Origin of the sequence: Caldimonas taiwanensis NBRC 104434 (assembly GCF_001592165.1) — a bacterium.
Lineage (GTDB): Bacteria > Pseudomonadota > Gammaproteobacteria > Burkholderiales > Burkholderiaceae_C > Caldimonas > Caldimonas manganoxidans.
This window is the reverse complement of the sequence record NZ_BCWK01000012.1, coordinates 59405-78712: the sequence shown is the minus strand read 5'-3', so window position 1 is coordinate 78712 and position 19308 is coordinate 59405. Positions and strand designations below refer to the sequence as shown.

At 67.1% G+C, this 19308-nt stretch carries 19 protein-coding genes; 8 read left to right on the top strand and 11 right to left on the bottom strand.

Going from position 1 to position 19308, the window contains the following annotated elements:
* Nucleotides 1-149 precede the first annotated feature (149 nt).
* The 8 genes from CTA01S_RS11535 to CTA01S_RS11500 form a co-directional block, all read right to left on the bottom strand.
* Entirely contained in the window at nucleotides 150-1658 is a 1509-nt protein-coding gene (locus tag CTA01S_RS11535) for a tripartite tricarboxylate transporter permease (RefSeq protein WP_062195709.1), read from the bottom strand.
* 25 nt (nucleotides 1659-1683) lie between these two features.
* Nucleotides 1684-2148, bottom strand: coding sequence for a tripartite tricarboxylate transporter TctB family protein (locus tag CTA01S_RS11530; protein WP_026330207.1), 465 nt, complete (start codon nucleotides 2146-2148; stop codon nucleotides 1684-1686).
* Nucleotides 2149-2304: 156 nt separating this feature from the next.
* Complete coding sequence (gene tfpB / locus CTA01S_RS11525; protein ID WP_062195707.1) at nucleotides 2305-4104, bottom strand: type IV pilus assembly ATPase TfpB; 1800 nt, start codon at nucleotides 4102-4104, stop codon at nucleotides 2305-2307.
* Entirely contained in the window at nucleotides 4088-4876 is a 789-nt protein-coding gene (locus tag CTA01S_RS11520) for a methyltransferase domain-containing protein (protein WP_062195705.1), read from the bottom strand. Before CTA01S_RS11520 ends, tfpB begins: the two co-directional genes overlap by 17 nt.
* Nucleotides 4873-5376, bottom strand: a complete 504-nt coding sequence (locus CTA01S_RS11515) for a DNA-deoxyinosine glycosylase (protein WP_062195703.1) — start codon at nucleotides 5374-5376, stop codon at nucleotides 4873-4875. The genes CTA01S_RS11520 and CTA01S_RS11515 overlap by 4 nt, the downstream gene beginning before the upstream one ends.
* Nucleotides 5373-6179 (bottom strand): TatD family hydrolase, encoded by an 807-nt coding sequence (locus CTA01S_RS11510; protein ID WP_019561014.1) that lies wholly within the window; start codon nucleotides 6177-6179, stop codon nucleotides 5373-5375. The genes CTA01S_RS11515 and CTA01S_RS11510 overlap by 4 nt, the downstream gene beginning before the upstream one ends.
* Nucleotides 6180-6192: 13 nt before the next feature.
* Nucleotides 6193-6867 (bottom strand): lipoprotein-releasing ABC transporter ATP-binding protein LolD, encoded by a 675-nt coding sequence (gene lolD, locus CTA01S_RS11505; protein ID WP_026330205.1) that lies wholly within the window; start codon nucleotides 6865-6867, stop codon nucleotides 6193-6195.
* Nucleotides 6860-8116 carry a lipoprotein-releasing ABC transporter permease subunit gene (locus CTA01S_RS11500; RefSeq protein ID WP_062195701.1) on the bottom strand — a complete coding sequence of 419 codons (1257 nt, stop codon included), beginning with the start codon at nucleotides 8114-8116 and terminating at the stop codon, nucleotides 6860-6862. The genes lolD and CTA01S_RS11500 overlap by 8 nt, the downstream gene beginning before the upstream one ends.
* Nucleotides 8117-8199: 83 nt before the next feature.
* On the opposite strand from CTA01S_RS11500, the gene CTA01S_RS11495 reads away from it, so the two are divergent.
* The 6 genes from CTA01S_RS11495 (at nucleotide 8200) to CTA01S_RS11470 (ending at nucleotide 15199) form a co-directional block, all read left to right on the top strand.
* Nucleotides 8200-9132 carry a hypothetical protein gene (locus CTA01S_RS11495; RefSeq protein WP_062195699.1) on the top strand — a complete coding sequence of 311 codons (933 nt, stop codon included), beginning with the start codon at nucleotides 8200-8202 and terminating at the stop codon, nucleotides 9130-9132.
* A gap of 8 nt (nucleotides 9133-9140) precedes the next feature.
* Nucleotides 9141-10853 carry a single-stranded-DNA-specific exonuclease RecJ gene (gene recJ, locus CTA01S_RS11490; protein WP_062195697.1) on the top strand — a complete coding sequence of 571 codons (1713 nt, stop codon included), beginning with the start codon at nucleotides 9141-9143 and terminating at the stop codon, nucleotides 10851-10853.
* Nucleotides 10854-10947: 94 nt separating this feature from the next.
* Entirely contained in the window at nucleotides 10948-12165 is a 1218-nt protein-coding gene (locus tag CTA01S_RS11485; protein WP_019561009.1) for a PQQ-dependent sugar dehydrogenase, read from the top strand.
* 73 nt (nucleotides 12166-12238) lie between these two features.
* Nucleotides 12239-13315 carry a PQQ-dependent sugar dehydrogenase gene (locus CTA01S_RS11480; RefSeq protein WP_084362408.1) on the top strand — a complete coding sequence of 359 codons (1077 nt, stop codon included), beginning with the start codon at nucleotides 12239-12241 and terminating at the stop codon, nucleotides 13313-13315.
* 67 nt (nucleotides 13316-13382) lie between these two features.
* Complete coding sequence (locus CTA01S_RS11475; RefSeq protein ID WP_062195692.1) at nucleotides 13383-14258, top strand: 3',5'-nucleoside bisphosphate phosphatase; 876 nt, start codon at nucleotides 13383-13385, stop codon at nucleotides 14256-14258.
* A gap of 14 nt (nucleotides 14259-14272) precedes the next feature.
* Entirely contained in the window at nucleotides 14273-15199 is a 927-nt protein-coding gene (locus tag CTA01S_RS11470; protein WP_026330204.1) for a DMT family transporter, read from the top strand.
* A gap of 10 nt (nucleotides 15200-15209) precedes the next feature.
* On the opposite strand, the gene CTA01S_RS11465 is transcribed toward CTA01S_RS11470, so the two are convergent.
* Nucleotides 15210-16178 carry a LysR family transcriptional regulator gene (locus CTA01S_RS11465; protein ID WP_062195689.1) on the bottom strand — a complete coding sequence of 323 codons (969 nt, stop codon included), beginning with the start codon at nucleotides 16176-16178 and terminating at the stop codon, nucleotides 15210-15212.
* A 120-nt stretch (nucleotides 16179-16298) separates the two neighbouring features.
* Between CTA01S_RS11465 and CTA01S_RS11460 the strand changes: the two genes are divergently transcribed.
* Together CTA01S_RS11460 and CTA01S_RS11455 are read left to right on the top strand one after the other, a co-directional pair.
* The gene (locus tag CTA01S_RS11460) at nucleotides 16299-16898 is read left to right on the top strand and encodes an FMN-dependent NADH-azoreductase (protein WP_062195687.1); all 600 of its coding nucleotides are present in this window, start codon (nucleotides 16299-16301) and stop codon (nucleotides 16896-16898) included.
* A gap of 33 nt (nucleotides 16899-16931) precedes the next feature.
* Entirely contained in the window at nucleotides 16932-17804 is an 873-nt protein-coding gene (locus CTA01S_RS11455) for a pirin family protein (protein ID WP_019561002.1), read from the top strand.
* Between the two features lie 9 nt (nucleotides 17805-17813).
* Here the strand turns inward: CTA01S_RS11455 and hpaR are convergent, their stop codons facing one another.
* Together hpaR and CTA01S_RS11445 are read right to left on the bottom strand one after the other, a co-directional pair.
* Nucleotides 17814-18329: a homoprotocatechuate degradation operon regulator HpaR gene (gene hpaR, locus CTA01S_RS11450; protein ID WP_019561001.1), complete on the bottom strand. Its 516-nt coding sequence runs from the start codon at nucleotides 18327-18329 to the stop codon at nucleotides 17814-17816.
* Nucleotides 18330-18405: 76 nt separating this feature from the next.
* Nucleotides 18406-19290 carry a GGDEF domain-containing protein gene (locus tag CTA01S_RS11445; RefSeq protein ID WP_062195685.1) on the bottom strand — a complete coding sequence of 295 codons (885 nt, stop codon included), beginning with the start codon at nucleotides 19288-19290 and terminating at the stop codon, nucleotides 18406-18408.
* Nucleotides 19291-19308 lie beyond the last annotated feature (18 nt).

Here is a 19308-nt window from a genome sequence, read left to right as displayed (position 1 = left end):
AGAGAAGGGAGGCGCTCAGGGAAGAGCGGGCAGAGGTGTTTTACAAAGAGTTTCCGATCGTATGAACTGGTTACAACGGGACAAGGGCCGCTCAAAAAACCAAGGCCGCCCTCGGGCGGCCTTGGCAGTGGCAGGAAGCCGTCGTCGCGTCAATCTGCTTCCTGGAAGGCTTCCTCACGCTTGCGTCGGATGCTGGGCAGCGCCACGATCACCACCATCGCCAAAGCGGCCAACAACAAACCGGCCGACAGCGGGCGGGTGGCAAAGGTCGTCCAGTCGCCGCGCGACAGCAGCAAGGCACGACGCAGGTTTTCTTCCATCATGGGCCCAAGGATGAAGCCCAGCAGCAGTGGCGCCGGCTCGCAACCCAGTTTGTAGAAGGCATAGCCGATGACACCGAACAGCGCCCCCATGTACACATCGAACGGGTTGTTGTTCAGTGTGTACAAGCCGATGCAGCAAAACACCATGATGGCCGGAAAGAGGAAACGATAAGGCACGGTCAGCAGTTTGATCCAGATGCCGATCAGCGGCAGGTTGAGCACCACCAGCATCAGGTTGCCGATCCACATCGAGGCGATCAGGCCCCAGAACAACGAGGGGTTGCTGGTCATGACCTGCGGGCCGGGTTGGATGCCCTTGATCGTCATCGCCCCCACCATCAGCGCCATGACCACATTGGACGGGATGCCCAACGTGAGCATGGGAATGAACGAGGTCTGGGCCCCAGCGTTGTTCGCAGACTCGGGACCGGCCACGCCGCGGATGTCACCCTTACCGAAGCGGCTGGAGTCTTTGGCCAGCTTTTTCTCCAAGGTGTACGACGCAAACGAGGACAGCAGGGCGCCGCCGCCGGGCAGGATGCCCAGGATGGCGCCCAGTGCCGTGCCGCGCAGCACCGCCGGCGCGGCCTGCTTGAAGTCCTCTTTGCTCGGCCACAGGCCACGCACGTCACGCGTGAACACCTCCCGCGCGTGCGAGGGCACCGACAGGTTGGCGATGATCTCGCCGAAACCAAAGATACCCATGGCGATGACGACGAAGTTGATGCCGTCAGACAGCTCCGGAATGTCGAACGAGTAGCGCGGCACCCCCGAGATCACATCCGTGTTGATCTGCCCGATCAGCAAGCCCAGCAGGATCATCGCGATGGCCTTGATGAGCGAGCCCGAGGCCAGCACCACCGAGCCGATCAGGCCCAGCACCATCAGCGAGAAGTACTCGGCCGGGCCGAACTTGAAGGCCAGCTCGGTCAGCGGCGGCGCAAAGCCGGCGATGATCAGCGTGGCCACCGAGCCCGCGAAGAACGACCCGAGGGCCGCCGTGGCCAGCGCCGTCCCGGCGCGGCCCTGGCGGGCCATTTGGTAGCCGTCCAGCGCGGTGACGACCGAGGACGATTCTCCCGGCACATTGATCAAAATGGCCGTGGTCGAGCCGCCGTACTGCGCACCGTAATAAATGCCAGCCAGCATGATCAGCGCCGGCGTGGCGTCCAGCGCATAGATGGACGGCAGCAGCATCGCAATGCTGGCGGCCGGGCCCAGGCCAGGCAGCACGCCCACCAAGGTGCCGAACAAGGCGCCGATGAAGGCGTACCCCAGGTTTTGCAGCGACAGCGCAGTTTCAAACCCCAGCGCGAGATTGGAAAGCAAGTCCATGAACAGAGCTCCTCGGGCGTTTGATTTACTGCGACAGCCAAGCCGGCCACAAGGGAATGACCAAGTTCAGCGCCCAAGAGAACACGAACCAGGACAACGCCGTCAGCACCAAGGCGGCGATGATCGCATCACGCCAGTTGAATTCATCGCCGGCCAGGCTGGCCACGATGACCAACAGCGGCAACGCAATCAACAGACCCAAACGGGGCAATGCCGCGGCAAACAGCACCACCGAGCCAACGATGATGAACAAGGGCTTCCAGCCGATGTGACCAATGGGCTCACCGTCCTCGGTTTCGATGGTCAAGGAACCGAAGGTGACCAACGCCCCCAAGATGGCCAGCAAGATGCCCAGGCCAAAGGGGAAATACCCCGGGCCCGGCCGCGCAGAGTCGCCAAAGCTGTATTCGGTCGCGCCCCAGGCAAAGGCGATGCCCACAATGATGAACATCAGCCCGGACGCGAAGTCCTTCTGACTTTTGATTCTCACGGTTGCTCCTCAGACGAATCGATGGTGTGAATGGATTCTCTGGATCCGACGGCGGCCGGACCCGTTCGCCCCAAAGGTGAAACTGCCGGGGATTCTAGGGATCGCCCCTTGTGGCGGTCCTGTGGAATACACGTAGCACGGCGCTGACCGACGGTCTCAATGCTCCCAGGCAGGGGTGGCACGCAGCACTTCATCCAAGGTCGTCAGCCCTTCGGCCACCTTCATGGCGCCCGCCAGACGCAAAGGGCGCATGCCGTCCTGGGTGGCTTGTTGTCGCAAACGCGACAAGTCGGGAGTCTGCGTGATGAGCGGTCGAAGCGCCGGGCTGACGGTCAGAAGCTCGTACAGGCCCGAGCGCCCCAGAAAGCCGGTCATGCGACACTCGATGCAGCCCACCGGCCGGTACGGACGCAGGGGACCGTTGATGCGCCACGGTGCAATTGCCGCGGCCAGGGTGTCGCGGCTGAAATCCGCGTCGGGCTGCTTGCAGTGCGGGCACAGCGTGCGCACCAGCCGCTGCGCCAGCACACCCAGCACGGTGGCGCCGATCAGGTAGGACGGCACGCCCAGATCCAGCAGCCGCGTGATGGCCGATGCGGCATCGTTGGTGTGCAGCGTGGTGAACACGAGGTGTCCGGTCAATGCCGCCTGGATGGCCATCTCGGCGGTTTCCAGGTCGCGCACCTCGCCCACCATGATGATGTCGGGGTCCTGGCGCATCAGGGCGCGCAGTCCGTTGGCAAAGTTCAGATCGAGCTGAGGCTGAACCTGGGTTTGGTTGAATGCCGGCTCGATCATCTCGATCGGGTCTTCGATGGTGCAAACGTTCACCTCGTCGGTGGCCAACCGCTTGAGCGTGGCATACAGCGTGGTGGTCTTGCCCGAGCCGGTCGGGCCGGTGACCAGGATCACCCCGTGCGGCTGCGTGACGAGCTGCTCCCAGCGCTGCGCGTCGTGGCTGGAGAAGCCCAATGCATCGAGGCTCTTGACCGTGGTATCGGGGTCGAAGATGCGCATCACCAACTTCTCTCCGAAGGCGGTGGGCAGCGTGGACAAACGCATCTCGACCTCCTCGCCACGCGGGTTGCGGGTCTTGATGCGCCCGTCCAACGGGCGGCGCTTTTCGACCACGTCCATGCGGCCGAGCAGCTTGATGCGGCTGGTCATCGCGGCCATCACGGTCAGCGGCAACTGGTAGACGGTGTGCATCACGCCGTCGATGCGGAAACGCACCGCCCCCATGTCGCGGCGGGGCTCCAGATGAATGTCCGAAGCACGCTGGTCGAAGGCGTACTGCCACAACCAGTCAACCACCTGCACGATGCTTTGATCATTGGCGTCGAGATTTTTGGCCTTGCCCAGCTCGACGAGTTGCTCGAAGTTGGCCGGGCCACTGAGCTGACCGTTCTTCGCCGCGGCCTTGACCGATTTGGCCAAGGTGTAGAACTCGGTGGTGTAGCGTGCCAACTCGTTCGGGCTGGAGACCACCAAACGAACCTTCTTGCGCGTGTGCGCCTCGATTTCGGCCACCCAATCGGTGTCGAAAGGCTCGCAGGTGGCCACGGTGATCTCGCTCAGGCCAATCTGCACTGGCAGACAGCGGCGGCGCTCGGCATAGTTGATCGACATCACGTCGGCCACGCGCCCCACGTCCACCTTGAGGGGGTCGATGCGCAGGTAGTCCAGCCCGGCTCGGCCCGCCAGCCATTCGGTCAGGGTCTCGGTATCCAACGGCTTGCCGCTGACGGCATGCACCAGCCCCACATGGGCCAAGCGGATCAACGGGTGCTGGGCACTTTTGCCAGCGGCCAAACGCTGCTGGGTGCGTTGGGCATCTGCCTCGGTGATCAGCCCATCTTCCTTCAGCCATTGGAGCATGACAGGCCAGTCCAAGCGGCCTGCAGGCACAGTTTGACGAGAGCGACGGGCGCCGGCGAGTTCAGGCTTTGCGGTCATGCGGGGGATCGACGAGTTTCATCATGCGCGGCCATTTGCGGGCCGGCAAACCCCAACGAGTTTCAATGTTTTCGGCGCGCTCGACAAGCTCAGCGCGGCTCGGTGGCGGCACGCCGCGACACGCCAGCACGATGGTATTGCCCTCACGGGTGGGCCGCAGGCTCCACAGGGTTTCGCCGGCAAAGGCCGTGGCGATGCGCGACAGACTGCGCTCGAAACTGGCGTCGCGTCCGAACAGGTTGACGCTCATCACACCCCCGGGGGCCAACAGGCCGTAGCAAGCACGATAGAAGTCCTCGTCGTCGAGCACGGGGCTGGCCGCTTCGTGGTCGTAGAGATCGACGCACAACGCATCGGCCACCCCTTGATGAGCCGGGTCGACCACATAGGCCGCCGCGTCGGCTTCGATGACGCGCAAACGCTCGCCGTCGGCAGGCAAACGAAACCATTGCCGGCAGACGCGAATGACTTCGGGGTTCAGCTCCACCGCGGTGCAACGCCAGCGCAGCTTCCTGAGACAAAACTTCGTGATTGCCCCGGCCCCCAGTCCGAGTTGCACGGCATGACCCGCGTCGAGGGCCTCGGCGGGACGCAGCAGCATCCAGGCCATCATGCGCTGCACGTAGGCCAGCTCGATGTCGTCCGGCTTGCGCACCCGCATCGCGCCCTGAACCCAAGGCGTGTCCAAGTGCAGATAGCGCACCCCGTCGGACTCGGACAGCGTCACGCTCGGCAAACGGGGAATGCTCTTGCGAGAGTTGGAAAGACTCATGCCAGCTCGTACTGCTCGAAAACGGCCCGCCAGGCGGCCAGCTTGCGCTCGAAGCTCCAGGAGGCATTGGCCGGGCTGCTGGAGGGCAGGCGATGCACGGGCAAACCCAGCTGACGCGTGATGCGCATGGCCCGGGCGGATTCGCCGCCGTTGTGGGCCACGGCCCGCAAGGCGGGGGCCCATTCGCGCAGACGCCTCAGGGGGTTGAGCTCAGCCTCCTCGATCGCGCTGTCCAGGCTGCCCTGGCGCCGGCAGCTCGCATACACATCCCATATGCCCAGCCCGCGCTCGCGCACGATGTCCAGCCGTTGGGCATAAGGCAGGGCTCGCAGATCCAGCCCCCACAATGCCGACAGGATGGGCCAGAAGTGATTGCGCGGATGCGCGTAGTACTGCTGCTCGCACAGCGAGGCCACGCCGGGAAAACTGCCCAGCACCACGAGCCGGGTGTGCGGCGCCAGCACGGGCGCCAAGCCGTGCAAACGAACGGAAGCCTTCATGCCGGCGCCAAACCCAACACTTGGCGTGCATTGGCCGAGGTGGCATGCGCCACGGCCTCCACGGCGAGGCCGCGCAATTCGGCCAGGGTGTGGGCTATGCGCGGCAGCTGTGCCGGCTCGTTGCGGCAAGTCTGCCCCGCCGCACGCTGCGCCGCGGTGCGGTACAGCCATTGCGGCGGAATGTCCGGCGCATCGGTCTCCAGCACCAGGGCCTGCAGTGGCAGCTCGCGGGCCAAGGCACGAATGCGCAGCGCACGCTCGAAGGTCATGGCGCCGCCAAAGCCCAGTTTGAAGCCCAGGTCGATGAACGCCAGCGCTTGCTGCAAGCTGCCATTGAACGCATGCGCGATGCCGCCTTTGACACGCAGGCGTCGCAAGTGTTTGAGCAACGCATCGGCCGAGCGGCGCACATGCAGGATCACCGGCAGATCGAACTCACGGGCAAGCTGCAACTGATCCACGTAGAACCGCTCTTGCACCTGGCGATCCAGACCCGGCACGAAATGGTCCAGCCCGATCTCGCCCACGGCCACCAGGCGGTCGTCGTCACGATGGCGCTCAAGCGCCGCCCGCAGCATCGCCACGGCCCCGGGCGGCTCGGCCTCGACATACATCGGGTGCAAGCCCAGGGCGTAGAAGAAGCCATGGGCATGGGCCAGTTCACGCACGGCATCGAGATTGGCGGTGCTTACGGCCGGCAGCACCATGCAGCCCACCCCCTGGGCCTTCGCACGTGCGACCACCGCGTCGCGGTCGGCATCGAACTCGGCCGCATCGAGGTGGCAATGGGTGTCGATCCACATGGTCCGTGACGGTTCAAACGAGCACCCCCGCCCGCAAACGCAAGCGACGATCGCAGCGCGCCGCGAGCTCTTCGTCGTGCGTGACCACGACGAAAGCCGTGCCCTGATCGCGCGCCAACGACAGCATCAGCTCGAAGACGGTGTTGGCCGTCTCTCGATCCAGGTTGCCGGTGGGCTCGTCAGCCAGCACGCAGGCCGGCTGCGCCACCAACGCGCGAGCAATGGCCACGCGCTGGCGTTCACCACCGGACAATTCCGCCGGGCGATGCTGTGCGCGCTGAGCCAGGCCCACCCGGTCGAGCATGGCCAAGGCCTGTTCGTGCGCCGCAGCCACCGGCATGCGTCGGATGCGTAGCGGCATGGCCACATTGTCCAGCGCGGTGAACTCCGGCAGCAAGTGGTGAAACTGGTAGACGAAACCGAGATGTCGGTTGCGCCATTGGCCCTGCTGGGCCGCTCCCAGGCGGGCGAAATCCTGCCCTTGCAGCACGACCCGTCCGTGCGTGGGTGCATCCAGCCCGCCCAGCAGATGCAACAGCGTGCTCTTGCCCGAGCCCGAGGCGCCCACGATGGCCAAGGTTTCACCGGCGTGCACTTGCAGGCTCACGCCACGCAGCACGTGCACATCCAGCGGGCCTTCGTGGTAGCGCTTGTGCAGCGATTCGGCGCTCAATACCGGCTCACTCATAGCGCAGGGCCTCCGCGGGCTGAACACGGCTGGCGCGCCAGCTCGGATACAGCGTGGCCAAGAAGGCCAGCGCCAGGGAGATGAGCCCGATGGGCACGATGTCGCCCATCTGCGGGTCGCTGGGCATGCGGCTGATCAGGTAAATGCTGCCAGGCAGGAAGCTCGCGTTGAACAGCCGCTCGATGGCCGGCACGATCACGTCGATGTTGAAGGCCACCAGCAGCCCCAGCAGCAGCCCGCCCAAGGTTCCGATGATGCCGCTGGCGGCGCCTTGCACCATGAAAATGCCCATGATCGAGCGCGGCGTGGCGCCCAGGGTGCGCAAAATGGCGATGTCAGCGCGCTTGTCCGTCACCGTCATCACCAGCATCGACACCAGGTTGAAGGCCGCCACCGCCACGATCAGCGTGAGAATGATGAACATCATGCGCTTTTCGAGCTGCACGGCGTCGAACCAATTGCGATTGGTGCGCGTCCAGTCTCGCAAGTAGAGTTCCCCGCTCAATTGCAAAGACAGCTCCTGCGCCACTTGCCGAGCACGTTGCACGTCGGCCAGGCGCAGCTGCACGCCGGTGGGGCCGGCCACCCGGAAGAGCTTGGCCGCGTCCTCCAGGTGCATCAACACCAGGCCACTGTCGTATTCATAGTGGCCAGCCTCGAACAGGCCCACCACCGTCACCTGCTTCAGACGGGGCACCACGCCGGCGGGCGTGACCTGCCCGCTGGGCGAGACGATGGTGAGGCGGTCGCCTTCGCGCACGCCGAGTTGGCGGGCCAGCTCCACGCCCAAGACCACGCCCCAGCCCTCGGGCCGCAGGCGGGACAAGACGGTGTCTTTGAGCAGGGCGGCCAGCGGTGTCACCGCAGGCTCGTGCTCGGGCGAAATGCCGCGAATGATGGCCCCGCGCATGTCCTCCCCGCGGGCCACCAGCGCCTGAGCCGCCACGTAAGGCGCCGCCCCCAGCACCTGGGGGTTGGCCAAGGCTTCGTGGGCCGTGCGCTGCCAGTCGGGCAAGGCCTGGCCGTCGGCGGAGAACACCTCGATGTGCGCAATCACCGACAGCATGCGGTCACGCACTTCCTTCTGGAAGCCGTTCATCACCGACAGCACGATGATGAGCGCGGCCACCCCCAGCGCGATGCCCAACATCGACACAGCGGAGATGAAGGATATGAAGCCATTGCGCCGGGTGGCGCGGCCGGCGCGCGTGTAGCGCCAACCAATCTGCATTTCGTAAGGCCAATTCATGGATGACACGGACAGGAGGGGGACGCCCATGGGCAAGCGCCCGATGCTACCCGAGCTGGACTGCGCCCCGATAATGGCGGGCCATGCATGTGCTGATTCCCTATGCCTCGGCGCTGACCGAGGCGGCCCGCGCGGCGATTCGCGATCTGTCCTTGCCCCATCTGGGCCGCCTGTTGGCCCGCCTTGGGCCGGTCTGGCGCAGCGAGGGCGACGAGTACAGCCTGTCCATGCCCCATGAGCGCGCCCTGGCCTTGGCCTGGGGCTATGCGGGCGCTGACGGCGCTCTGCCCTGGGCCGCCCACGCCGCAGCGGCCGACGGCATCGCCACCGACGACCTGTGCTGGGGCTTGCTGACCCCCGCCCATTGGCACGCCGGCGCCGACGAGGTGACCATGCTGCCGCCGGAGTCGTTGCAGCTGGACGAAGCCGGCTCGCGCGAGGCGCTCGAAGCCGTGCGCGAACTGTTCGAATCCGAGGGATGGGTGCTGGTCTATGGTGCGCCCTTGCGCTGGTATGTGGCCCATGAGAGCCTGGCCGAACTGCCCACGGCCTCGCTGGACCGCGTGATCGGCCGCAACGTGGACCTGTGGATGCCCGACTCCCCTCAGGCCCGCGTGGTGCGCCGACTGCAACAGGAAGTTCAGATGCTGCTCTACACCCATCCGCTCAACGAACGTCGCGAAGCCCAAGGCTTGCTGCCGATCAACAGCTTTTGGCTCAGCGGCTGCGGCCCCCGCCAACCCGCGCGGCCCACGCCCGAGTTGATCGTGGACGCACGATTGCGTGAGGCGCATCTCCACGGCGACTGGCCCGCCTGGGCGCAAGCCTGGCAGGCGCTGGATGCGGGCCCACTGCGTGAAGCCTGGGAGCAGGTGCGCGCCGGGCATCCGGTGCAGCTGACCCTGTGCGGCGAACGCCATGCACATACCTGGGGCCAGGCCGCACGCCCTTGGTGGCAAGCCTTGCGGGCCCGCTGGGCGGCGCCCTCGCCGGTGGACGTGCTGCTGTCCTTGTGAGCCCGGCCATGAGGATCATCACCCGCGATGTGCCGCCCCGCGCGGCCTGGGCCTTGGAACAAGCCGGCGTGCACCCGCTGCTGGCCCGCCTGTACGCCGCCCGCGGCATCCGCAGCGCCGACGAGCTCGACGACTCGCTGGCCCGCCTGCTCCCGCCCGAGCAGCTCAAAGGCACCGCCGAAGCGGCGGCCTGCTTGGCCGACGCCCTCACGGCCGGTCAACGCATCTGCGTGGTGGCCGATTACGACTGCGACGGCGCCACCGCCTGCGCCGTGGCCTTGCGCGGGCTGAAGCTGTTGGGCGCGCGGCCCGACACGCTCGGCTACGTGGTGCCGGACCGTGCCGTGCACGGCTATGGGCTGACGCCGGCCATCGTCGAGCTGGCCCTGGCCCAGCGCCCCGACGTGCTCGTCACCGTGGACAATGGCATCGCCAGCTTGGAGGGCGTGGCCCATGCCCGTGCGCGGGGGCTGCGCGTGGTGGTGACGGACCACCACCTGCCCGCGCAAGTCCAGGGCCAGGTCGTGCTGCCCGAGGCCGACGTGATCGTCAACCCCAACCAGCCGGGCTGCCCCTTCGAGAGCAAGCACCTGGCCGGCGTGGGCGTGATGTTCTACGTGCTGCTGGCCCTGCGCGCCGAGTTGCGTCGCCGAGGCGCCTTCGACCGCGCCGCTCAGCCACGCCTGGACAGCCTGCTGGACCTCGTGGCCCTGGGCACCGTGGCCGACGTGGTCAAGCTCGACGCCAACAACCGGCGCCTGGTGGCGCAAGGTCTCAAGCGCATTCGCGCCGGGCGCATGCAGCCCGGCGTGGCCGCGCTGTTTGCCGCCGCCGGACGCCGCCCCGAGCGTGCCGGCGCCTTCGACTTCGGCTTCGCCCTGGGCCCGCGCATCAACGCCGCGGGCCGCCTGGCAGACATGACGCTGGGCATCGAATGTCTGCTCACCGACGATCCCGGCCGAGCCACCGAATTGGCCCAGCAGCTCGACGGCATCAACCGCGAACGCCGCGGCGTGGAGGCCGGCATGCGCGAGCAAGCCGAGGCCTTGCTCGAACGCCTGATGCCCCAAGGCGAGCCGCCACCGGCCATTGCGCTGTACGACCCCGAGTTCCACGAAGGCGTGGTGGGCATCGTCGCCTCGCGCCTCAAAGACCGCGTGCACCGGCCCACCTTCGTCTTCGCGCGCGGTCAGGACGGCCTGCTCAAGGGCTCGGGCCGCTCCATCCCGGGCTTCCACCTGCGCGATGCGCTGGACCTGGTGAGCAAGCGCCACCCCGGCGTGCTGCGCAAGTTCGGCGGCCATGCCATGGCCGCTGGTTGCACCGTGGCGCAGGCCGATTTCGTCACCTTCGCCCAGGCGTTTGTCACCGTGGCCAGCGAATGGCTCGACGACACCTTGCTCGCCCGCACCGTGGCCACCGATGGCCCCTTGGAGCCACAGTGGTTCGCCCCGGAGGTGGTGCAGATCCTGGACCAAGAGGTCTGGGGCCAGGCCTTCGAGGCGCCGTTGTTCTGCGACGAGGTCGAAGTGGTGTCGCAGCGCATCGTCGGTGAACGCCACCTCAAGCTGTCCGTCCGGCATGCGGGCCAGCTTCGCGACGCGATCTGGTTTGGCCGCTGCGACCCCCTGCCCGAGCGTAGCCGCCTGGCCTACCGCTTGTCTTTGGACGAATTCAACGGCCAGCCACGCGTGCAGATGGTGGTGGAGGCCCAGGGCTGACCCCCGACTCGGGGGGGCTGTTGCGACTGGTCACACCTGCGCCGCGGCGCAGGTCGTAGCCTGTGAGGCTGCGCATGTCGAGGAGCCCAGCACCATGCCGGACCGGCCATTGCCCTCTGAACCCGCCGATGCTCGACGGCGCGAGCTCTTGTGCCACGCGGTTCGTTATGCCGCGGCCTGTGCCACGGTGTCGGCCTGTGGCGGAGGCCACGGCGACCCTGGATCCCCCTGGCCCGCGCCGGCGCCCTCGCCGCCAGCGGGACCACCAGCGCGCCTCACACGCTGGGTCACCGGGCTGCAGCAGCCCTGGGGGCTGGCCTTCCTGCCCGACGGCAGCGCGCTCGTGACCGAAAAGCCCGGACGGCTGCGCCATGTCGACACCGAAGGCACGCTGTCGGCCCCGCTCTCGGGGGTGCCGGGGGTGTACAGCGGAGCCGACACCCAAGGCGGCCTGCTCGATGTGGTCATCGACCCGAACTTCACGGCCAACCGACGAATTTATCTGTCGTACGCCGAGCCCGACCAGGGAGGCGCCTACACCGGGATCGGCACGGCCGTGGCCCGCGCCGTCCTGAGCGCCGACCTCAGAAACCTCGAAGCCGTGACGGTGATCTACCGACAAACCCCCCGCTTCAACGGCGACGGCCATTTCGGCTCACGTTTGGTCTTCGGACGGGATGGCCACCTGTTCATCACCCTGGGCGACCGCCAGGTCCAAACCGAGGCCCCGCAAACCACCGACAACCACCTCGGCAAGGTCGTGCGCATCACCACCGACGGCGGCAATCCCGGCAACAACTTCAGCGGCCTGATCTGGAGCGTCGGTCACCGCAACCCGCAGGGTGCCGCCATCCACCCCGATACCGGCGAGCTGTGGATCAGCGAGCATGGCCCGCAGGGCGGGGACGAGATCAACCGCGTGCTGCGCGGCGGCAACTACGGCTGGCCGCGCGTGAGCTATGGCTGCCCGTATGGCCAGACGCCGGGCGAGGCCTGCCGCATCGGTGGCGGCACGCACGCGCCGTCCTTCGTGGAGCCGGCGTGGTATTGGGTCCCCATCTCCTGCGCCCCCTCGGGCATGTGCTTCTACACCGGCGACCGTTTCCCCGAATGGCGCGGCAATTTGTTCGTCGGCACGATGGCCGACCAGCGCTGCTTGCGACGCTTGACGCTCAACGGCCCCACCGTGACCAGCGAGGAACGACTGTTCCGCTCACTCGATGTGCGCATGCGCGACGTCAAGCAAGGCCCCGATGGCTGGCTGTACGTCCTGGACGAGACCAACGGCCATATCCTGCGCATCGACCGCTGAAGCCCCCAACGATCGCAGGGAACCCTTGCTCGGTGGCAGACTCCGAGCCGATTCACCCCTTCCTGAGTCGCCCATGATCTTGTTGCGCCTGCTTCTGGCTGCCGTCCTTGGCCTGGCCGCGCTTGGGGCCCAGGCCCAGCCGCTCAAACCGGTCAGTGTCGCCCGCGGCCTGCAGCACCCTTGGGGCTTGGCCTTCCTGCCCGACGGGCGCCTGCTCGTCACCGAGCGACCGGGCCGGCTGCGCATCGTCTGGCCCGATGGCACGCTCAGCCCCCCCGTGGCCGGGGTGCCGCCCGTCGATGCCCGTGGCCAAGGCGGCTTGCTCGACGTGGCCCTCGACCCTGACTTTGCCACCACCGGCCTGGTGTACCTGAGCTACAGCGAACCTGGCCCGGGCGGCAACGGCACCGCCGTGGCCCGTGGTCGACTGGAAGGCCATGCGCTGACCAACGTGCAGGTGATCTTCCGCCAGCAGCCCAAGATCGACAGCGCAGCCCACTTCGGCTCACGTCTGGTGTTCGGACGCGATGGACGGCTGTTCATCACCCTGGGCGACCGCTTCGGCCAGCGTGACCAGGCGCAGAACCTGGCCAACCACATCGGCAAGGTGGTGCGCATCGAACGCGACGGTCGCGTGCCCGCGGACAACCCCTTCGTCGGCCGCGACAACGCCCGCCCCGAGATCTGGAGCTATGGCCATCGCAACGTCCAAGGCGCCGCGCTGCACCCGGTCACCGGCGAACTCTGGACCCACGAACATGGCCCCCAAGGCGGTGACGAGCTCAACCTGACCCTGGCTGGCCGCAACTACGGCTGGCCCGTGGTCACGCACGGCCGTGAATACGGCACCGGCTTCAAGATTGGCGAAGGCACGAGCAAGGCCGGCATGGAAGACCCGCTGCGCGTGTGGGAGCCCCGCTCCGTGGCCCCCAGCGGCATGGTGTTCTACACTGGCGATCGCTACCCGCAATGGAAGGGCCACCTGTTCATCGGCACCTTGCGCGAACAGGCCCTCATCCGCCTCGAACTCGACGGCACCCGCGTGGTGCGTGAGGAACGCCTGCTGACCCAGCTGCGCGAACGCATCCGCGACGTGCGCCAAGGGCCCGATGGATGGCTTTACATCCTGACGGACAACAACGACGGATAAATCCTGCGGCTGGAGCGCTGATACCCTGAAGCCAACGCGACAGTGGCCGCCGGCCTAGAATGCTGAAGTGAACCTCTCGCCCAGCGGCGTGCTCAACGCCGATCTTCATTGCCATTCCAATGTCTCCGACGGCACGCTCAGCCCCGAAGACTTGGCCGCACGCGCCCGTGCCAACGGGGTGCAGCTGTGGGCCTTGACCGACCACGATGAAGTGGGCGGGCAACGGCGGGCCCGGGCGGCGGCCTTGAAGCTGGGGCTGCCTTACCTCACGGGCACCGAGATTTCCGTGACCTTCGCGGGTGAAACCGTGCACATCGTGGGCCTGGGCTTCGACCCGGACGACCCCGGCCTGGTGGCGGGCTTGGCCCGCACCCGCAGCGGCCGGCAAACCCGCGCGCTGGAGATGGCCGAAGGCTTGGCGCGTGCGGGCATCCCTGGGGCCTACGAAGGCGCGCTGAAATACGTGGGCAACCCGGACCTGATCTCGCGCACGCATTTTGCGCGTTTTCTGGTGGACATCGGTGTGTGCCGCGACACCTCGGAGGTGTTCCGTAAGTTCCTCACCGAGGGCAAGCCCGGCTATGTGCCGCATCGCTGGGCCTCCTTGGGCGAGGCGGTGGGCTGGATCCGCCAAGCCGGCGGCATGGCCATCATCGCCCATCCCGGGCGCTACAAATTTACGCCGAACGAGGAGTACGCATTGTTCAGTGAATTCCGCGAGCATGGCGGGCTCGGCGTGGAGGTCGTCACCGGCAGCCATACGGCGCAAGACGCATCGAAGTACGCCGATTTGGCGCAGGAGTTTGGACTATACGCCTCACGCGGTTCGGACTTCCACAGCCCTGGCGAAAGCCACACCGACCTGGGAGCCCTGCCCTACCTGAGCGGCACCCTGCGTCCGGTGTGGGAAGCGCTGGCCGATCGCATCCACTGGCCCGCGTGAGCTGCAGCCCTCCCATGGCAACGCCCTCCCGGGTGCTGTCCGGCATTGGCTTGACCGTGCTGGCCGTGGCCTGTTTCGCGACGCTGGACAGCGGGGTGAAGCATCTGAGCCTCGTGCTGCCGATGCTGGTGGTGGTGTGGTTCCGCTATGCGGTGCAAGCGGTGCTGATGGGCGGCTGGCTGATGCTGCGCGGCGGGGCGCGCCGCTTTCGCGTGCAGAACTGGCGCTTTCAAGTCCTGCGCGGCATGTTGCTGCTCCTCACCAGTGTGCTGGCGTTTTATGCGCTGCGCGTGATGCCGCTGGCCGAGTTCACCGCCGTGGTGATGCTTTCGCCGATCTTCGTGACGCTGCTGGCCCCTTGGGTGTTACGCGAGAGGGTCTCGGCGCTGCGTTGGGCCTTGGTCGTGGTGGCGTTCTCGGGGGCCTTGTTGGTGATTCGCCCAGGCAGCGGACTGTTCGGCGCCGCGGCGCTGCTGCCGCTGATGCTGGCATGGAGCCATGCGTTCTTCCAGCTCCTGACCAGCCGCATGTCGGCCTCGGAATCGCCCATGACCACGCATTTTTACACCGGTGCGGTGGGCGCCGCGGTGCTGAGCCTCGCCTTGCCGATGCAATGGGGCGAGGCGGCGCAGGCGCTGGAGCGGATCGGCCCGGCGCAATGGGGAGTGCTGGCCGTGGTGGCCTTGATGGGCACCTTCGGTCACTTGGCCTTCATTTACGGGCTCGGACGCGCACCGGCGGCGGTGTTGATGCCTTTCACCTATGCACAGATCGCGTTCGCCACGCTGTGGGGCTGGGTGCTTTTCTCGCAAGCGCCCGATGCCTGGGCCGTCGCCGGCATGGGCCTGATCGCCGGCAGCGGAGCGGCCTCGGTGTGGCTCAATCTGCGCGCACGCTCGTCATCGGCCAAGCCGGTCCACGCCGACACGTGGGCCGAGTGAGTCGCCGCGCTCAACCGGCCGCGGGCCCGCGGCCGCGCCATGGTGCCAAGCCGGCCTCGATGCGATGGTGCTCGGCCTGACAGGTCTCGCTGCTGAATTCGCGCTCCAGTGCGTCGAGCAGCGCGCGCGTGCGCGCCGGCATCAAGCGCCGCCCCGGAAACACCGCCCAGGCCACGGCGGCCGGCAGGCGCCAGTCGGCCAACAGGGGTTGCAGCTCCCCACTGTGGACATACGGCTCGGCAAACGCATCGGGCAAGGGGGCGATTCCCACCCCGGCGCGGGCCAAACGCATCAACAGCTCAGGGGAGTTGATCGCGGCCCGCCCGGGCGGAATGCCTTCCCAACGCATCGGCCCGCGGCTCAGCACCCACGGCGCCGGCTCGCCATGGCGGCTGAGCAGGTGCAAGGCATCGTGCTCCATCAGGGCCTCGGGCTCCTCGGGCCGGCCGCGGCGCGCGATGTAAGCCGGCGAGGCATACAGACCCACCGACAGCACGGCCAGACGGCGTGCGGCCAGCGAGGCATCGTCCGACAGCTCGCCCATGCGGATGGCCAGATCGAAGTTCTCGCCGATGAGGTCCACCCGCCGCGGGGTGATGTCCACCTCCAGCGTGAGGGCCGGGTAGCGTGCGATGAAGTCGGCCAGCACCCGGCTGAGGACCAGATTGGCAAAGTCCCCCGGCATGGACACCCGCAGCCGGCCGCTGGGCTCGACCTGGCGATGCTGAGCCAGCAGCGCCGCGGCGTCCACCTCATCGGCCACCTGCCGCGCATGGGCCAGCACCTGGTGGCCGAAATCGGTCAGGCTGAGCTTGCGTGTGGTGCGCAGCAGCAGCCGCTCACCCAGTTGCGCCTCCAGCGCGGCCACCCGGCGCGACACGGTGGACTTGGGCAGGCCGGTGCGCTCGGCCGCCCGACTGAAGCTGCCGGCGTCGACCACCCGGGCAAACAACAGCAAGTCATCGGCCTGAAGTTTCATGGACGGATGATTGTTCCATTGACGGTTCTATGTTATCCAGAATTTGATCTTCTATGTTGATTTTGGAACAGATAAAGTCTGAGGCATGGAAACCACTGACGCATCGCAAGGAGCATCACGATGAACATCCTGCAAATGAATTCGAGCGCCCGCACCGAGGGCTCGCATTCGTCCCGGCTGGCGAGCCTGCTGGTCGAACGGCTGCGCCAGCGCCACCCCGAGACACGCGTGACCGTGCGCGATTTGGCCCGCGCGCCGCACCCGGTGTTGGATGAGGCAGCCCTGACCGCCCTGTTCACCCCAGCCGAGCAGCGCAGCCCCGAGCAAGCCGCCCGGGTGGCCCTGGACGATGCGCTGATCGCCGAAGTGCAAGCCGCCGACGTGGTGGTGCTAGGGGTGCCGATGTACAACTTTGGTGTGCCCGTGCAGCTGAAGAATTGGATCGACGCGATCTCCCGCGCCAAGGTGACCTTCCGGTACACCGAGCATGGCCCGGAGGGGCTGCTCAAGGGCAAAAAGGTGTATGTCGTGCTCACCCGCGGTGGCATTTACCGCAACCAGCCGTCGGACAGCCAAGTGCCCTACTTGAAGACCGTGCTGGGCTTCCTGGGCATGACCGATGTGGAGTTCATCTACGCCGAGGGGCTGGCGCTGGGCGCCGAGGCCGAGCAACGGGCCTTGGCGCAAGCGCAAGCAGACATCGAGGCCGCGCTGGCCTGAAGCCCCGTCCGTTCATCGCGAAAGGAACCCGCCATGACCGCCATCCTTGCGACCTCCCCTTTGGAAAGGGTTGAGCAGCCCCGCCGCGTGGAGCGGCTGGTGGCCGGCGTGGCCACCTCCGATGGCGCCGGCGTGAAGCTCACCCGTGTGCTGACCTCAGATCTGCAGCATCGACTCGACCCCTTCCTGATGCTCGATGCCTTCGGCACCGACCGTCCCGAGGATTACATCGGGGGGTTTCCAGACCACCCGCATCGCGGCTTTGAGACGGTCACCTACATGATCGCCGGTCGGATGCGCCATCGCGACAGCGCCGGCCACGAGGGCCTGCTCGGTCCGGGCGACGTGCAATGGATGACCGCCGGCCGCGGCGTGATCCACTCCGAATTGCCCGAGCAAGAGGAAGGCCGCATGGAGGGTTTCCAGCTGTGGCTGAACCTGCCGGCTCGCGACAAGATGTGCGAACCGTGGTATCGGGACATCCGCAGCCAAGACATCCCTGAGTTCCAGGCCGAGGGCGTGCGTGTGCGCGTGATCGCCGGACGCAGCCATGGCGTGGCCGGTGCGGTGCAGCGCCCAGCCACGGCGCCGCTGTACCTGGACGTGCACCTGGCCGCCGGAGCGCACCTGGCTCAGCCGCTGCCCCCCGAGCACAATGCCTTCGTCTACGTCTACCGTGGCCAAGTGAAGCTCGGCGGCACCGAGGTGAATGCCGGCCGCATGGCCATCCTGCACAACGAAGGCGATGGCGTGGTCTTGCACGCCAGCACCGACAGCCGCGCCCTGCTGCTGGCGGGCAAGCCGTTGCGCGAGCCCATCGTGCAATACGGCCCCTTCGTGATGAACAGCCAGGCGCAGATCATCCAGGCCGTGCAAGATTTGCATGCCGGCCGTTTCGGCCGCTGAGGCGTGGGCTCAGGCGGCATCGGCCACCGCCGGTCCGTCAGTGGCCTTGGCTTTCGGCCGGCGCCGCACCGGCAGCTTCACCGGCGCAGGGGCCGCCGGGTCGGGCAAAGCGGCCACGCGCTCGAGCAGGGCATGCAAGGTGTCGAGCGTCTGCGCCCCCAGTTGAGCCTCGATGACCCGGTAGCGTTCATCGATGCGACTGAGCATGCGCTGCACCAAACGGCGGGCCTTGGGCGTGAGCTCGACGATCACCTTGCGTTGATCGGTCGAGATGCGATAGCGCCGCACCCAGTCATCGCGTTCCATGCGTTCGAGCACGCCGGTGAGGCTGGGCCCAGGGATGCAGGCAGCTGCCGCGATCTGCCCCACTTCCAGATCACCCCGGTCGGACAGCACGCGGATCACCCGCCACTGCTGCTCGGTCACACCGGCCACCTTGAGGTTGGGACGGAAATACCGCATCACCGATTCACGCGCGCGCAGCAGCGCGTCAGGCAGATTGCGGTGGCCGATGACAGCGGGCATGGGCGTCCTTGATTCGGCAACAAGAAGCAATTACTTCACATATTCTAAGGATCACCTCAGGTTATAAACAAATGCCTCAAGATGCGGGCATCTGCGGCTCCAGCGGCAAGCGACACCAGCGGGACTTGCCTTCGGATTTGGCCCGATACAGCGCCTGGTCGGCGCGCGTCCAGGCCGTCTGCAATGAGATTTGCGCGTCGCTGCGCCACACCACGGCTCCGACGCTGCCGCCCAGGGCAATGGTGAGCGCGCCCACACGTGCCGGCTCGCCCAGCGCCCGCACGATGCGCGCGGCCATGGTGTCGGCCAAGCGCGGTCCGTCGCCCGGCGCGGCCTGCGCCAGCACGAGGAATTCGTCACCGCCCAGTCGTACCGGCACGTCTTGCTCGCGCAGCAGGCTGCGCAGCCGCCGGGCCACCTCACACAACACGGCATCACCGACCTCATGACCATGGCGGTCGTTCACGCCCTTGAAGTCGTCGAGATCCATGCACAACACCACCAGCTCGCGCGTTTCTTGCACGGCCGCGGTCGCCTGGTCGAGCAAGGCCGCCAGATAGGCCCGGTTGGGCAAGCCGGTGAGCGGATCATGCGTGGCCTCGTGGCGCAGCCGACGCACTTCGTGCTCGCGCACCGCCAAATCTCGGTCCATGCGCTGCATCAACTCGGCGACCCAGCGCACATCCACCTGACGCCGATCCGCGCCCATGCCAGCCCCGGAGCCGGCATGCTGCAAGCCCCCTGTGCTGCGCAGCAGCTGATGCACCGGTTGCGACACCCGGCGCGCCAGCCACAGCCCCAGCGCCAGAAAGGCCAGCCCCACCCCCGCGCCCCAGGCGACGATCTGCTGGCCGGCCTGACGCGCTTGCCCCAGGGCCACATCGATGGGCTGGCGCACCACCACACGCCAGCCCAGGCCAGGGAATACCCCCTGTGGGCCGCTGTTGGCCACGGCCGTCATCGCTTCGGTGCCATCGTC